The sequence below is a fragment of the Flavobacterium sharifuzzamanii genome (genome assembly GCF_003254585.1).
GTDB lineage: Bacteria > Bacteroidota > Bacteroidia > Flavobacteriales > Flavobacteriaceae > Flavobacterium > Flavobacterium sharifuzzamanii.
Genome location: NZ_QJGZ01000040.1, coordinates 261,802 through 276,907 on the forward strand (window position 1 = coordinate 261,802; position 15,106 = coordinate 276,907).

The window sequence follows — 15,106 nt, forward strand, 5'->3', positions numbered from 1 at the left end:
AAACTACATACATAAAGCTTTGCGAACTTTGCGTAACTCTTTGCGCTCTTTGCGGTTAAAATTATTATTATTTCAATTTTCAGGTTTCCCGTTCCAGCGATAACTTGAAACTTGAAACCTGAAACAAAAAAACTATTTTCCAGTCACAGGATTATTTCTAACATAACTTCCATCATCGTATTTAATCTGATAAGGAGAATTAAAGAACGTACTTGGCAGATAATAATCGGTGGTGATGATTTGTGCGCCCGATTTTTTAGCAGCTTCAAAATGCGAATAATCATTAGCACGTGCTTCTTTGGTATCAGAATCTGCTCTTGTTCTTATTAAATATCCTTTTTTAACTAAATCTTCAATCTGTAGATCTTCAGAATTATTTCTGAATAATGCTGCGGCTTCTGGTTTTCCGGGTTCAGCGTTAATGAAAACGGCGCGTCCCTTAAGGGACGGATGATTCAATGCGTACAAATCTCTTTTTGCGCCGTTATTATCTAATAAGAATAAAAATCGTCCTTTTGCTTCTTTTAATGTTGGCCAGTTGTCATGCAAAACAGCTTCTTCGAGTGTTTTGTATTTTCCTCGCACCATATCTGGTGTAATCAGTTTGTCCTTTCCTAATTCTTTGCGGATTACTTTGTCCATTTCGTCAAAAACTGCTGGGGTGAAATCTTCTGGTTTTGTTCCGAAGAAATTGGCATCGCCGTCTTTTGGTTCTAAAGTGATAAAAACCGGAACGTGATTTGGATTGGCATCTGACCATTTTTTCAATTCCTGAAGACAGATTTCAAAAGTATAGCAAGAAGTTCTAAAATCGATATCTGGCATATGGAAAACCTTAAAACCTGGTTTTTTCATTAATCCCTCTGGATCGTAAGCTTCTTCAGATTTTGCAATATCTAAACCTTTCGGATGCGCATATTTTCCGCCTTTCGCGTCAGCAAAAATATCTATTTCCAGATTGCGCAAACCTTTGTTTAATTGATCTGTAATACTGATGTGAGTGTATTGCAAACCTTTAAGCGAACGAGAAGTGTCTCGTGCCTGAATGGTATTGTATAAGTCCGTTTCGATCGCATGACGATAACTGTTATGCGACCCGATAACCTGAAGCTGGTTTATTTTCAGATTGTCGTTCTGAGCCTGAGCACTTAAAGCTCCTGCTAATAATAAAGTGAACAAAAATGGTTTCATAATTCTAAAATGTAATTGATACTGTTGACTGGGGACGCATCAAAAGAAAATTGCATTTTTTGAAAGTAACTAAATTAAAGTCTACCGCTCGTTTTTATGTTAGATTAAAAAAAAGAAATCGCAAAGACATTCCTCTTTTGTCCATAAAAAAGTAGTATTAATACAACAAACGTGTTTATTTATTAATTTAAAGATAACCTTGACGCAAAAAGCATTGGGTTTTCATTTTATTATTTTACGATATTAAAAAGCCTGTAATTACAATATGAATAATCCTGAAATTTTTGAACAAACGTATAATCAATATTGGAAAAAGCTTAATGCGTTTTCTTATACGATGACTCAGGATAAAGACTTGGCACAGAACATCGTTCAGGATGTTTTTGTGGATCTATGGGAAAGAAAAGAAGAACTGAATATTAATGCGATTGAACCTTTTTTGTTTCGCGCCGTAAAAAATCAGGTTTTCAAACATTATCAGAACAATCGTTTTGATAAGACGATTTTAGAAGAAAAATTCGAAGACTACATTATAGATAATTTTTCGACTATCGATCCAGAAGTGATGGATCTGCTTTATTCTCTATTAGACAAACTTCCAGAGAAAAGAAAAGAAGTTTTGCTGATGTATAAATTTCAAGACATGACAATCGATCAGATTGCAGAAGAGCTTGGAATTTCGAAGCAAACCGTAAAAAATCAGATTTCATCGGCGGTAAAACAACTTCGCGAAGGCTTAAAAGACTTGGCTTGGCTAGCTCCATTCATTATTTTTAATCATAAATTTTAAAATAACTTTCGCTTGATGTTTTCATAATATTTGGCGATAGTACGATTTCGAGATTCTGGTACTTATTCATAACAATAAGTATTTATGATAAAAAGAATCAAACATAGTTTAGAGTATTTGCTGGATAAAAGTTCAAGAGGAAAAACTTCATCGGCAGAAGAAAATTTATTACATGATTTTGCTTTCAGCGAATATCAAAAATCAGAATGGGATAATGATCTTATGGGAAATCCAGAAATCGAATCTCAGAATATGTACGATGAAATTCAGTTAAGAATTGGAAAGAAGAAATCTTTCCGTCCTTATTTAAAATATATAGCTGCTGCCAGCATTCTTTTTCTGCTTGGTTTAGGATTTTTCTTGAGACCAAATGTTTTAAACCAAAAACAAATCACATTTAAAACGTCATCGATTCCCAAATCTATCCAATTAAGTGACGGTTCGAAAATTTATCTGGCAGCAAACTCATCATTTCAGTATCCTGAAAAATTTGAAGGCGATCAGAGAACGGTTTCTTTAGTAAAAGGAAATGCGTTTTTTGAAGTTGCCAAAGACAAAAAGCATCCATTTATTATTCATTCTGGCGAAATTCAAACCAGAGTTGTGGGAACTTCATTTCACATTCAATTATCAAAATTAAACTGTAAAGTAATTGTAGTAACAGGAAAAGTAAATGTGTCTGGAAAAGGGCAAAGCGTTGATTTAGTACCGAATCAGGAAGCTTTGTTTGAAGGTCAAAAATTAACCAAACAATTGGCTGACAAAGCATTTTTGGTGAATTGGTACAATGAAGATGTTACGTTAGATCAAACGACTTTAAAACAAGTAATCACCATTTTACAATATAAATACGGAGTTTCATTTGAGTATAACAATAAACACGTATTAGCAATGCCGTTAACGGTATTCATTAAGAAGGACGCGACATTAGAAAATGTTTTGGAACAAATAAATTATATCACAAACCTAAAATTCAAAGTCTATGGCGAAATAGTAAAAGTGGATTAAAAACAAAAAAAGCAGTTGCGGGAACAACTGCCATTAATAAATTAAGCATCGTAAAAACAATTACTTAAATCATGTATTTTAAACCTTCTTATTTAAATCTAAAGAGTTTTGTCTTTTTAGTCCTAGCTTTACTTGCCTTTCAGAGCGGTTATAGTAAAACTTTATTAAAAGAGTCAAAAGTAGCAAATAAAATAGAAAAAGCTACCCTTGTTTCTATTTTTTCAAAATTAACACAGCAAACCGACTACAAGTTCAGTTATGGACAAGCTGTAATTGCTGACAATACAGCTTATACAGTAAATTATAGCAATGAGTCTATTACGGCGATTTTGAATGATCTTTCTAAGAAAGCCAATTTCAATTATAATATTAACGGAAAACTAGTTTTAATTCAAAAAACAGCTGTGCCAAAAGCGGTAAACTCAAAAGCTGTTGACAGAATTAAAGTAAAAGGAAAAGTAGTTGATGAAAATAAACTGCCGATTCCTGGAGCAACAATTACAGAAACAAGTTCGTCAAATTCAACGGTAACTAATTTCGATGGAGAATTTGAAATTACAGTTGGAGAAGGGAAAACCATTGATATTTCTTATATGGGTTATAAAACTAAAACAGTTGCTGTACAAACTGGTTTTATGACGATTCAATTAGATCCAAATACAGCTGAATTAAGTGAAGTTTTGGTTGTAGGTTACGGAAAACAATCTAAAAAAGACGTTACTGGTGCGGTTACGCAATTGGAAGCTGCGAACTTCAAACAAGGTGTAAATGTTTCTGTAGATAATTTAATGCAAGGAAAAGTTGCTGGTGTGCGTGTTGTAAATACAAGCGGTGAACCAGGAGCGGGAGTAAATGTAACAATTCGTGGAGTTGGATCTATCAGAAGCGGAAGTACGCCTTTGTTTGTTGTAGATGGTGTGCCTTTGTCAAATGACGATGTGAGTCCATCGGGAAGTAATGTTGGTTTTGGAACTTCATCGGCTAAAAATCCATTGAACTTTTTGAATACAAGCGATATCGAATCGATTACGGTTTTGAAAGATGCATCGGCTTCTGCAATTTATGGAGCGAGAGGATCTAACGGAGTAGTTTTGGTAACAACTAAAAAAGGTTCTAAAGGTGAAGGAACATTAACTTTTGATACTTATACAGGAGTGGCAACTGTGGCTAACAAACTTGATGTTTTAAGTGCTGGCGAATACAGAAATGCAATTAAAGACAAAGCATTTGATCACGGAGGAAATACAGATTGGCAAGATGTAATTTACAGAACAGCCATTACGACAAACAATTCGCTATCTTTTTCTAAACAGACGGATTCTGGAAACTATTATGCTTCGATTGCTCAAATGGATCAGGAAGGAGTTGTTCGCAACAGTAATTTCAAACGTCTTTCTGGAAGAATTAATGCTGCTGAATCGTTTTTAGACAACAAACGTTTGAAAGTGAAAATGAATCTTACGGCAAGTGAAACTAAAGATGACGGAGTTCCAACAAGTGATGACGGTGGTTCAAACGGACAATTGATTGTACATACATTGATGGCAAATCCAACGCGTTCTGTTTTTGATGCAAACGGAAATTACACCAATTTCAATATGAATGCGCATTACAATCCAGCGTATTTGTTGAGCATTTACCAAGATCAAACTAGAACGTTGAGAGTTTTAGGAAACTTAGAAGCTTCTCTTAGAATTATTGACGGATTAGAATACAAATTAAATATTGGTGTGGATCGTTCGATGGCGGAGAGAAATACGACTATTTTTCCAAATTTGACAGATTTGAATCCAAAAGGGAAGTATGTTCAGAATAATTTAGATTCTAAAAACTCTTTGGTGGAGCATTATCTGACTTACAATTTGAATTTGAATAAGCATAAAATTGAAGCCTTGGGTGGTTTCTCATACCAAAAATTTGAAAGATCAGGAACAAGTTTCAGTATTGACGGGATTTCAAACCAAGGTGAAGGTGTTCCTCCTTCAATAAATCCAGGATTTAAAGGTACTCAATCTGGAACAACAGGTTATGCACAAGAAAACGAATTGCAGTCTTATTTTGGAAGGTTGAATTATAGTTTCGATAATAGATATCTTCTAACAGCTTCTATGAGAGGTGACGGGTCTACGCGTTTTGGTAAAAACAATAAATACGGTTATTTCCCATCATTTGCTTTAGGGTGGAACATTGCTAACGAAAGTTTCTTTAAAGATTCTTCGACATTAAACAATCTAAAACTAAGAGCAAGCTGGGGACAAACAGGAAACCAAGAAGTTGAAAATAAAATTACACAGGCAAGTTACTCATTGTCTGGAGCTGATGGATATTATTTATACGACGATTTAAATTTAGTAAACGGAGTTTCTGTAAATAGAACACCAAATCCTGATTTGAAATGGGAAGTTGTAACACAATATAACGTAGGTTTAGATTTCAATTTATGGAATGACAAATTGTACGGAACATTAGACTATTTCAATAAAACAACTACAGATGCTATTTTGAATGTTCCTTCTCAAGCTTTGAGTCCAACAACTACAATCTGGACCAATATTGATGGTAAAATTATCAATAAAGGTATCGAGTTTATGTTAGGTTCTAAGATAGTGGATACTAAAGATTTTTCTTGGAATATTGATATGAATGGAGCAACCTTACATAACAAAATTGAAGATTTACCAGTTTCAGAAATCTTAACAGGAACAATTTCTGGACCTGGACAATCTGGTGTAAATGCAAATATCTATAAAAGCGGATATGCTGCTGGATCATTCTATTTATTGCAACATATTGGTTTTGATGCCAATGGAGCAAATATCTTTAAAGATCAAAACGGAGACGGTAAAATTGACAATAGTGACAGAATTATTATTGAAGGAGCTTTACCAACTTTCTATTACGGATTTAATAGTGATATGAGATATAAAAACTTTACATTCTCATTTTCTATCATCGGACAAACAGGAGGTTATTTATTGAATAATACAGGTTTGAATGCATTAAACATAAACAATTTGGCATCAGATCGTAACGTGGCAACTGGATATTACGAATCTGGGGCAAATCCGACCAATTCACCAATCTTGTCAACGCTTTTCTTAGAAAAATCAGATTTCATCCGATTAAACACAGCTCGTATTGGTTACAATTTTGACTTAAAAGGTTTAAACTGGATCAACGGATTAACACTTTATGTTACAGGTCAGAACTTAATTACGATTACAAATTATACAGGTTACGATCCGTTAATCAACAGCCCGAAATCTAACGGAGGAAACCAATCTATCGGTATCGATTATGCAAGTTATCCAACTTCTAGAACATTCAGTTTTGGAGCAACTTTAAAACTATAATTATTATGAAGACAAATACAATTTTTAATATAAAAACATTAGCAATATTTTCTTTTATATGGCTTTTTGCAAGCTGTACCAACCTAGATGAAGTTGTTTTGGATGAGGTTTTAGGAGAAGATGCTTCAAACCCAGCTGGAGCTCTTGCGGCTGCTTACGACCGTTTAGGAGACGGAACGTTTGTAGATCATGGAGGAATTTTTTCTTTGCAGGAATACACGACAGACGAAGCAATTTTGCCAACTCGAGGAAGTGATTGGGGAGATGGTGGAAAATGGCGAGATATGCATGAGTTTACTTGGAAGTCTGATAATGCTGTTGTAGTGGATAACTGGAACAAATTGACAAACGGAATTACGCGTTCGTTAACCGCAATTCAGTCAGTAGAAGAAAGTTCAATTCCGGAGAAGAAATTGTTTTTAGCGGAAGCGAAAGGACTTTTAGCGTATTATTTATATACGACATTAGATTTGTACGGACAAGCGCCTTACAGAGATCCAATGAACCCAAATGCGCCTTTGCAGATTTTAAAAGCCGATACGCAAATCGATCAATTAATTAAAGATGTTGAAGCTTTAGTGCCAGATTTAGCAGAAATGGGAACGCAGCAAACACACCACGGAAGATTTACAAAAGAAGCTGCTTATGGATTCTTAGCGCAGATGTACCTGAATCGTGCCGTTTTTAAAGATCGTTTTAATGCATCTTCAAGCTTTAATTTTACTGAAGCCGCTGCAACGGGTACAGGAACAGATATGGATCGTGTAATTTATTATACTTCATTATTGATTGATTCTGGAAAATATTCTTTAGAAAGTGATTATTTCAAAAACTTCGCGAGAGACAATGATAAAGGAAAAGAGTTGATTTTTGCTATTTCTCAAAAGATAGATTATATCAGAAATGGATCAAACAGTTTTGCTTATGTATGTATGGAGCGTAACCAAAGAACTTCTGCAGCCAATAGAGGAACCAATGCAGCTTGCACAACTCCTGAGTTTTTTGCAACATGGGATGGAAATCATGATGACCCAAGATTTCAGCAAAAGTATCAGTATTCTGACGGAACTTGGTTTAAAAACGACGGTACAGATGTAAGCGTTCCAGCAACAGATATTGTTCCGAAAAGCGCTAATTTGCCTTGGTTCCATTTTAATAGAGGAATTGAATTTGGACCTCAATACGGACCAATCTTATTATCGTCTGGTTCATTAGAGATGGTTAACGGACGTATTAAAGTTTCTCCATTATATATGGAAAAAAGTACAACGACAAGAATGGATTTTACGCCTTCGTTAACTTTCAAAAATCCAGCTCAGGCTGTTTTTGCTCAGAACGAAATTAATCAGGGAGCACGTATTTTTAAATATGAATTTGATCCAGAAGGAGGAAACGGAAACAGTAATGTTGATATTCCATTATTCCGTTTAGGAGGAATTTACACGATGAGAGCTGAGGCGTATTTCAGAAAAGGAAATACAGCTCAAGCTATGGAAGACTTGAACAAATTGCGTACAAGCAGAAAAAGAGAATCGTTGTACGGAAGTGCGCCTGGTAAAGCTTTGACAGCAATTGATCAGACTGTTTTATATAACGAAATTGGTTTTGAATTGTATTGGGAATTATACAGAAGACCGCAAATGATTCGTTTCGGGAAATTTGATCTTCCTGGAACAGCAAAAGCAGCTTCACAGCCATACAGAAGAGTTTTCCCAATTCCACAGTCAACAATTGACGTAACTAAGGAATTCAAACAAAACCAAGGATACAATTAAGTATTGTGTGTTAGTTTATTTTTTATTTTTTTTCAAAAAGCCTGTTTCGAGAAGAGACAGGCTTTTTTTTTGAGGTGCTAAGATTATAAGGTTCTGAGGTGCTAAGGTTTATAGTTACAAAGTTACAAAGTTACAAAGTTGCAAAGTTGCAAAGTTGCAAAGTTGCAAAGTTGCAAAGTGACAAAGTGACAAAGGTTTTTTTACATCATGATATTCCGTTTAGAATTGTAGAGATGCACCGCAGTGCATCTAACACAAAGTATTTCCGATTTGGTTTTCTTTATGATTGTATAGCGTTAGACGCACTGAAGTACGTCTCTACGGAAAATCTTTGCTATTTAATTATACAATATTTAGAGAACAGAATTGTAGAGATGCACCGCAGTGCATCTAACGCAAAGTATGTAGGTTCAGTTATTAAAACCTTAGATCCTTAGTATCTCAGAACCTTAGAACCTTAAAAAAATATAATAAACGAATAGTTAAATGTAAGTGTTATCTGATTGATAATGAGTATCTTTGGGTTAGTGTTAAATATTGAAGAAATGTTCCAAATAAAACCTCATAAATTAACTAAAAAAGAATAAAAATCATGATACATCAAATCGATACCACAGATAACATTGTTGCCTTTAGAGCATTGGCAGAAGTGACAAAAGAAGACTTTGTGACAGCAGTAGCTCCAGCCGTTGAGCATTTGGTTAAACAGACTAATGAAATTAATTTCTTATTGGTTTTAGATACCGACATTGAAAATTTTACGACAGGTGCTTGGTTGCAAGATGCTCTTCTTGGTTTGAAAAATCTTGGAAAATGGAATAGAGCTGCTATTGTTACCGATACAGACGAAATCATTTCTTTCACAAATGGATTTAGCTATATTGTTCCAGGTGAGTTTCGTGGTTATAAAAAAGTTGATTTTAATAAAGCATTAAATTGGGTCGAAGGAAATATAAACTAATGTGACCAAATGAAAAAGAGCGCTTATAATAAAATAAGCGCTCTTTTTTATGATAGTTTATAAGGATTAGTGATTGTATTCGATACCGCTGCTTGCCTGAGCATCAATTTTTTCTTTAGATATTTGACTGTATTTTTTATAGCAAGCCGATGCTAAAATTGGTAATGCAAGACTTCCTACAACAGCACTTGCTTTTTTATGTCCTGTTTTATTCAAAACTGCCGATGCTAAAAGAGCACCAACACCTGCAAATACCATTTGTTTTACTGACAGATTTAACGGTTTGCTTTCAGGTTTAATTCCGTGTAATAATGGGTCTATAAAATTCAAATTCTCCATAATGCCAATTAATTTTTAATTATACTTATTTGTTATTTCTTAATTTTTACCGTTTTCAGTGTCAGTTTCACTTTCAATCTTCTCAATTTCGACTTTTTCCTTTTTTATAGCTTGGCGCAATAGAGCAAAAAGACTTATATAAACATTTGCCATAAAGACCAGAGAAAACCCTGCCAAAATATATCCTCTCCAGTCATTTAACAAAAGTTTATAATCGCAGATAACCAGAAAGGCAATTGTAACATAATGACTGAAGCAATATTCACAAGTGAGAAGATAAAAGAACTTTCTTGACAGTATGTTTTTGTCATTTTTAGAATGCCTGACACACCATTCATGCGGTTCTCTAAAAATCTCTTCGTGTGTGACAGTCCAGCTAATACAAGCAATTGGAATTGCTAATACAAAAAGCCAAACAATTTGAACTGCTATGTCCATAAATTAATAGATTACAATTTACGATAATTTTGGCTATTCTCTAGGATGATTTTCTGGATAATGTTCTGCGTCAAAATCATCCAACTCTTCATCCTTATCAAAATCCTCGTCTTTTTCTAGATCATTTTCGTAATCTAAATCAGGATGATATTCATCGTTTAAATCGTCTTCTGTGCCATCGTTTGTAATGGCGTCATCTTCATTGATGATTCTTTCCTGATTCGGAATGTTTTCTGAACGAATAGTTTCATGAGGTTCAAAATCTCCTTTTGAATACGAGGGATCTTGAATAAATTCTTCCTGATACTGATACGGATCTTCATCTCGTGAATAATTGTCATTGTCAATCACCATATTTTGCTCATAATAATCAGGGTCGCTTTCGCCAAATTCTCTATTGTCATGTTTTTTCAAAACTTGTTTGAACTTATCCTCATTAGAATATGTTCCGTCAACAAGAGTATTTTGTTCGATATAATCAGGATCAAACTGACCATATTCATGGTTGTGTTGCTTTTCCATAATACTTTTTTTTAGATTATTACTTTTCAAAATCGAACCTTCTTAAAGAAGACTAGTTAATTCTTTACAGTTTACTGTAATTGTCCTATCATAACTTTTATTAGTCAAGACATTTTGGCTTTTATACTATTTCTAGGCAGTGTACTATTTGACTGTAAAAAGCTCTATTTACAAATTTACCACATAATCTGAAAAAATTTTTTATAAAAAAATAAACTATAGTTGCATAATTAACAGTTACTTATAATATAATTATTGTAAGAAATTATGTAAGTTTACTATGTTGGAACAATCTACATTTGAAGTTGAAATTAATGTGTAATTAAATTTAAAATCAATATGGCATCAGATAAGGTAACCGCATGCTGTCAGGCTTTAATAGAAAAGAACTTAACAATATCATTTGCAGAAAGTGCTTCTGCTGGAAAAATGTGCTATGAGTTTTCGACAGTTCTTAATTCGGGAAGAATCCTCATAGGAGGAATAGTATGTTATCATACTTCTATGAAAGAAGATTTACTTCATATTCCGTGGGGAACTATTGAACAGTATAGTGCAGAATCTGCTGAGGTTACCAAGTTGATGGCACAAAATTTTTACCGCTATATTAATTCAGATATTTGTGTGGGTTTAACAGGACTGACTACACCAGGCGGAAGCGAAAGCGAGTCAAAACCTGTTGGGACTATTTTCATCCACATCATTTTTGGCGAAAAACAAATTGCCAAGCGTTTTGAGTTTAAGGGAACTCCAGAAAAGATTATTAATCAAGCGATAGATGTTGTAGCCGATTTGGTTTTGAGGGAGATATAAAAAACAGATATTTCAGAATAGGAAAATCCGTAAAGCAATTTCTTTACGGATTTTTTTTGCATTTAAAGATTTGTAGTTCTAATTAAATTCTTTATTTTCTAATGTATAAAGAACCATTTTTAATCGTCTTTTTATCCAATTCTCCTTTACTGAATAATTCTTCTAGAATAATTTTTGTCTCAGTAACTGAAATATTATGAATAACAGCATATTCCTTTGGAGCCAATGTTGGAAAAATCTCAAACAAATCTAACGGGTTTTTGTTTCTAATGATCTTCTTTTTTGCTTGTGGAAATAACGTTAATAAAGCATTTTCATAAGCAGCATAAGGTTTAGAGCCGTAAACAGTAAGCTGGTTATTATTGGCATCAGCTAAAAATAGAGTTGGAAATCCTCGTACACCAAGTGCTTTTCCTAGATTTAAATCTTCTTGAAAAAGCTTTTTGGCATCTCCATCATAATCTGTTTTTAGTTTTTGAACATCCAAACCAACAATTTTAGCAGCTTGGGCAATGTTTTCCCATTTGGCAATGTTTTTTTTGTTTAGATATAATTCTTCGCGAAGAACACGCATAAATTTCACGGCTTTTTCTTTACTCTGCATTTGTGCCGCTTTCATAGCAATGCATGACGGATAAGATGAATCTAACGGATCTTCCAGCCAAACATTTCCATCAATTGGCATTTCGTAATATAAACTAGCTTCGTCCCAATGATGAGCTACGTCTGAAGGTTTGCTTATTCCGCCACTGTTATAGCTCCAATCTGGCAATAGACCACCCATTCGATAATCAATTTCGAAATAATCGCCGTACTCTAGTTTTAATTTTCTAAGCTGAGGTTCAATTCCCCAGCAAGATGAACAAATGGGGTCGGTATAGTAAATTATTTTGACAGGTTTATTTTCTGTTGGAATAGCTGTTTTGGTATTTGATTTTTCGCCAACAGGCATTTCACACATTCCGCTTACAGGATCGCATAATAACGGATTTGTTTTTTCTTCACTCATTTTAGAATTCGTTTGTGATTGGCAGCTTGCACTGCAAATCAAGATTAATAGTATCGACAGTATTTTCATAATAGTTTTTAAAAGGTACTCTCGGATTTATGAATTTATTGCAAAGTTGAGCCGAATATCATAGCGAGTCAATTAGTCAAAAAAACATGACTAGAAAAAACATTCTAGTTTTAAGAAATTGCTTTTCTGAAAAAGTGAGATTATCATTATAAAGTAATTGCAGGCTTGTAATTAATTGTTTATTTTTCACTTCCTAAAAATAGAAGCCTAACATGAATTATATTCAAAAAATTAAACGCCTTTATAACCTATCTGAAAATGAAAACTACGGATTTTCAGAAAATCAGATTCTCGATCTTGAGACAAGATTAAATGTAAAACTTCCTTCAAAACTCAAAGAATATTATTTGGAATTAGGGAAAGAGGAAAATCTTAATTACTGCTTTAACAGACTTTTGAAACCTGAAAATGAAATCGGATTCTCAGATGATGATTTTTTGGTTTTTTATGAAGAAAATCAAAACGTAGCTTTTTGGGGAATTAAAAGGGAAGATCTATCACTAGATAATCCGCCAATATATGGCAATTACGACACAATAGAAAAATCAGATTGGGAAATGGAAACCGAGACAACGGAGGACTTTTTTCTTTTGATGGCAGTTTTCAACGGTACTTTGGGCGGACTTCAATTTAACGGAAATTATTTAGGAGAAATTGATTCTGAAGTTGTAAAACTTGTTGAAGAAAACTATGCGCTTGTTCCAGAAATCAGCAGAGAAAATCAAAAGATATATACAGCTGATTTTTATGATGTAATCAGTTTGTCTTTCGATCAAGAAAACAATTGTACAGCAGCTTTTATTGGATCAAGCGATCAGGAACTATTTGATGCCATTCTTGATCTTGTTGATATTGATTGGTCTTATCTGTCTTATGATGATGAAGAATATGATGAGGATCATGAATAATTAAAAAACAGAAAGTAATGCTTAAAATTCGACCAATTCAAGACATAAAAAGGCAACTTTTATTAAATAAACAAACTGTTAGAAACTTTCCAAAATCGGTTTCTTTTAAGTTTGATGTATTGTATCAAGAGACTGTAACTCAAATAAAGACCATTGAAATTTCATCTGAATGTATTTTGTTTGATAGTGTAGAATCATATAATGTTACAAGGGAATTTTCAGATTCAGATTATTGGTCGGAAGAAGCAAAAGAAGAAATAAACAAAATTTGGTTTTTTGGTGCAAATGGGCAGAGTGATTTTTGGCTATTTGATGATGAAAATAAAGTTTATTTCTATGATCATGAATATGAAGAAATGTGTTTTAAAAACTTTACCGATTTAGGGTTGAATTTTGAAAAATGGTTACAGTATTCATGTCTCAATAAACAGCTTGACGAAGTCTATGAAAAAGAAGGCGAAATAAGTGAAGAAATAAAAAATGATTACAAAGAAAAATTAAAAGAATTAAGCGGTCTATTATCAAAAAAATATCCTTTTGAGATATAGGTTACCGAAAAAGGAATAAAGTATAATGAGAGAATTAAATTATTTAGTAAAAATAGAAGGCAACGAATCGCTTTTAGAAAAATTCATTGAAGCGATTGATAATAATACCATTAAAATTGATAAAGCATACCCCAATCCGTACGTATTAGATTCGGGTGAAAAATTTCTGCTATCACCCATAATTGAATATTTTTTTCAAACAAGACCTTTCTCAAAAGAATTTTACATTTCATTTGTTGAAAAACTAAGAAAGCTTACTGGATTTGATAGTTATCGTTATGCATTAGGATTGCAAGCTGAGGAATTGGTTTTTAAAAGTTTTGAAAGAGTAAAAAAAGGCAAATACAAGATTTTTATACCCAAAACGAAAGAAGAGCTACCGAAACCTATATTGACAGAAGAACAAAAAGAGCTCTTAAGTTTTATATGTTATATCGCTGTCTCACATATTAAATATGGGCCAAGTTATGCCACAGTTACGGCAAATGAGTATTTTGATGTCGTGACCGAATTAGGCTCTGATGAAGTAGAACAACTTAAGAAAAACGGAACTGGAAAAATTCCAAAAGAGTTAACAGAATACAAAGACAAAGATTTTGTAGGTAAAGCAAATGATGTTTTTGCTAAAATAAGTCTTAAACTGATTACCGAAACAGAAGAAAGCTACGCAAAAGCATTAAACTTCGTTAACAATCTTCTAAAATCTGATTTTCCTAAAAGTTTCGAAATTAGTTTTTCTTCGAAAGGAAAAGAATTGCTTCCAATAAAGGGGCTCCCAAAATGCGGACAAAATTATTTTTTCGCTGGAGCAGTAAAATATCCAAATCTGCATAAAAGCATTTTAGAATATATTGATCTAACTAAAAAGAAATACGAATGGTACACCAATCTTGAAGCTGAAAATTGTGCAATGCCTTCAACTTTTGCTGTTTTTGCTTTAGGATTGCAAGACGAAAAATATTTTGATGTACTAATCGATTATTATCAAACAATTGATGGCGAACATCAGTCTATCCAGCAGAAATTTACGCCAGTTTTTCTGGAGAAATTTGGAATAAACGAAAAATCAATTAAAGTTTATATCAATGCTGTTTTATCCATGCAAGAACATCCGCATAATAAGGTTTTCACGTCTTATTTTACAAATGAAAATAGCTTGAAGTTACTATTGGATAGTAAAGAGAATTTTGTTTCGTATTATTTTACTGAAGAAGATTTAAAAGAATATTCAGAAAGTGGCACTAATGTTCAGGAAATGGCTAATTATTGCTGGGAAGGTGTAATCTATACAACATTTGGCGAGAAAAAGAACTTTACTAAAATTAGCAAGCAGCTTACAGATTCAGAAAGAGAAATTTTTGAAAAACTTTTGTAGTGAAGCC

The 15,106-nt window shown here is 33.4% G+C and carries 14 protein-coding genes; 9 read left to right on the forward strand and 5 right to left on the reverse strand.

The window, feature by feature from the left end:
* Positions 1–132: 132 nt before the first annotated feature.
* Positions 133–1,191: a phosphatidylinositol-specific phospholipase C1-like protein gene (locus DMA14_RS16205; RefSeq protein WP_111425633.1), complete on the reverse strand. Its 1,059-nt coding sequence runs from the start codon at positions 1,189–1,191 to the stop codon at positions 133–135.
* A 265-nt stretch (positions 1,192–1,456) separates the two neighbouring features.
* Between DMA14_RS16205 and DMA14_RS16210 the strand changes: the two genes are divergently transcribed.
* The 5 genes from DMA14_RS16210 to DMA14_RS16235 all read left to right on the forward strand — a co-directional run bounded on the left by DMA14_RS16210 (position 1,457) and on the right by DMA14_RS16235 (position 9,078).
* The gene (locus DMA14_RS16210; RefSeq protein ID WP_111425634.1) at positions 1,457–1,981 is read left to right on the forward strand and encodes an RNA polymerase sigma-70 factor; all 525 of its coding nucleotides are present in this window, start codon (positions 1,457–1,459) and stop codon (positions 1,979–1,981) included.
* 84 nt (positions 1,982–2,065) lie between these two features.
* Positions 2,066–2,989, forward strand: a complete 924-nt coding sequence (locus DMA14_RS16215; protein WP_111425635.1) for a FecR family protein — start codon at positions 2,066–2,068, stop codon at positions 2,987–2,989.
* A gap of 71 nt (positions 2,990–3,060) precedes the next feature.
* Positions 3,061–6,342, forward strand: coding sequence for a SusC/RagA family TonB-linked outer membrane protein (locus tag DMA14_RS16220; RefSeq protein ID WP_111425636.1), 3,282 nt, complete (start codon positions 3,061–3,063; stop codon positions 6,340–6,342).
* A gap of 5 nt (positions 6,343–6,347) precedes the next feature.
* The gene (locus DMA14_RS16225; protein WP_111425637.1) at positions 6,348–8,117 is read left to right on the forward strand and encodes a RagB/SusD family nutrient uptake outer membrane protein; all 1,770 of its coding nucleotides are present in this window, start codon (positions 6,348–6,350) and stop codon (positions 8,115–8,117) included.
* Between the two features lie 592 nt (positions 8,118–8,709).
* Complete coding sequence (locus tag DMA14_RS16235) at positions 8,710–9,078, forward strand: SpoIIAA family protein (RefSeq protein ID WP_111376802.1); 369 nt, start codon at positions 8,710–8,712, stop codon at positions 9,076–9,078.
* Positions 9,079–9,144: 66 nt separating this feature from the next.
* On the opposite strand, the gene DMA14_RS16240 is transcribed toward DMA14_RS16235, so the two are convergent.
* Genes DMA14_RS16240 through DMA14_RS16250 form a run of 3 tightly spaced genes read right to left on the reverse strand, consistent with a single transcriptional unit; the run spans position 9,145 to position 10,377 of the window.
* Complete coding sequence (locus tag DMA14_RS16240) at positions 9,145–9,417, reverse strand: PrgI family protein (protein ID WP_111425639.1); 273 nt, start codon at positions 9,415–9,417, stop codon at positions 9,145–9,147.
* Positions 9,418–9,456: 39 nt separating this feature from the next.
* Positions 9,457–9,855, reverse strand: coding sequence for a hypothetical protein (locus DMA14_RS16245; protein ID WP_111425640.1), 399 nt, complete (start codon positions 9,853–9,855; stop codon positions 9,457–9,459).
* A 33-nt stretch (positions 9,856–9,888) separates the two neighbouring features.
* The gene (locus DMA14_RS16250; protein WP_111425641.1) at positions 9,889–10,377 is read right to left on the reverse strand and encodes a hypothetical protein; all 489 of its coding nucleotides are present in this window, start codon (positions 10,375–10,377) and stop codon (positions 9,889–9,891) included.
* A gap of 339 nt (positions 10,378–10,716) precedes the next feature.
* Here DMA14_RS16250 and DMA14_RS16255 point away from each other — a divergent pair, with 339 nt between their 5' ends.
* Entirely contained in the window at positions 10,717–11,190 is a 474-nt protein-coding gene (locus DMA14_RS16255; protein ID WP_111425642.1) for a CinA family protein, read from the forward strand.
* A 91-nt stretch (positions 11,191–11,281) separates the two neighbouring features.
* Here DMA14_RS16255 and DMA14_RS16260 read toward each other — a convergent pair whose 3' ends face one another.
* Positions 11,282–12,199, reverse strand: a complete 918-nt coding sequence (locus DMA14_RS16260) for a DsbA family protein (RefSeq protein WP_111425643.1) — start codon at positions 12,197–12,199, stop codon at positions 11,282–11,284.
* Positions 12,200–12,480: 281 nt separating this feature from the next.
* On the opposite strand from DMA14_RS16260, the gene DMA14_RS16265 reads away from it, so the two are divergent.
* Genes DMA14_RS16265 through DMA14_RS16275 form a run of 3 tightly spaced genes read left to right on the forward strand, consistent with a single transcriptional unit; the run spans position 12,481 to position 15,099 of the window.
* Positions 12,481–13,176 carry an SMI1/KNR4 family protein gene (locus DMA14_RS16265; protein WP_111425644.1) on the forward strand — a complete coding sequence of 232 codons (696 nt, stop codon included), beginning with the start codon at positions 12,481–12,483 and terminating at the stop codon, positions 13,174–13,176.
* Between the two features lie 17 nt (positions 13,177–13,193).
* Positions 13,194–13,724 (forward strand): hypothetical protein, encoded by a 531-nt coding sequence (locus tag DMA14_RS16270; protein ID WP_111425645.1) that lies wholly within the window; start codon positions 13,194–13,196, stop codon positions 13,722–13,724.
* Between the two features lie 25 nt (positions 13,725–13,749).
* Positions 13,750–15,099: a DUF6138 family protein gene (locus tag DMA14_RS16275; RefSeq protein ID WP_111425646.1), complete on the forward strand. Its 1,350-nt coding sequence runs from the start codon at positions 13,750–13,752 to the stop codon at positions 15,097–15,099.
* The last annotated feature ends 7 nt before the right edge of the window (positions 15,100–15,106 follow it).

Coding starts and splice junctions, on each gene's coding strand:
- DMA14_RS16225 (WP_111425637.1), top strand. CDS start 6,348: ATGAAGACAAATACAATTTTTAATATAAAAACATTAGCAATATTTTCT.
- DMA14_RS16210 (WP_111425634.1), top strand. CDS start 1,457: ATGAATAATCCTGAAATTTTTGAACAAACGTATAATCAATATTGGAAA.
- DMA14_RS16255 (WP_111425642.1), top strand. CDS start 10,717: ATGGCATCAGATAAGGTAACCGCATGCTGTCAGGCTTTAATAGAAAAG.
- DMA14_RS16275 (WP_111425646.1), top strand. CDS start 13,750: ATGAGAGAATTAAATTATTTAGTAAAAATAGAAGGCAACGAATCGCTT.
- DMA14_RS16235 (WP_111376802.1), top strand. CDS start 8,710: ATGATACATCAAATCGATACCACAGATAACATTGTTGCCTTTAGAGCA.
- DMA14_RS16220 (WP_111425636.1), top strand. CDS start 3,061: ATGTATTTTAAACCTTCTTATTTAAATCTAAAGAGTTTTGTCTTTTTA.
- DMA14_RS16260 (WP_111425643.1), bottom strand. CDS start 12,199: ATGAGTGAAGAAAAAACAAATCCGTTATTATGCGATCCTGTAAGCGGA.
- DMA14_RS16215 (WP_111425635.1), top strand. CDS start 2,066: ATGATAAAAAGAATCAAACATAGTTTAGAGTATTTGCTGGATAAAAGT.
- DMA14_RS16240 (WP_111425639.1), bottom strand. CDS start 9,417: ATGGAGAATTTGAATTTTATAGACCCATTATTACACGGAATTAAACCT.
- DMA14_RS16270 (WP_111425645.1), top strand. CDS start 13,194: ATGCTTAAAATTCGACCAATTCAAGACATAAAAAGGCAACTTTTATTA.
- DMA14_RS16205 (WP_111425633.1), bottom strand. CDS start 1,191: ATGAAACCATTTTTGTTCACTTTATTATTAGCAGGAGCTTTAAGTGCT.
- DMA14_RS16265 (WP_111425644.1), top strand. CDS start 12,481: ATGAATTATATTCAAAAAATTAAACGCCTTTATAACCTATCTGAAAAT.
- DMA14_RS16245 (WP_111425640.1), bottom strand. CDS start 9,855: ATGGACATAGCAGTTCAAATTGTTTGGCTTTTTGTATTAGCAATTCCA.
- DMA14_RS16250 (WP_111425641.1), bottom strand. CDS start 10,377: ATGGAAAAGCAACACAACCATGAATATGGTCAGTTTGATCCTGATTAT.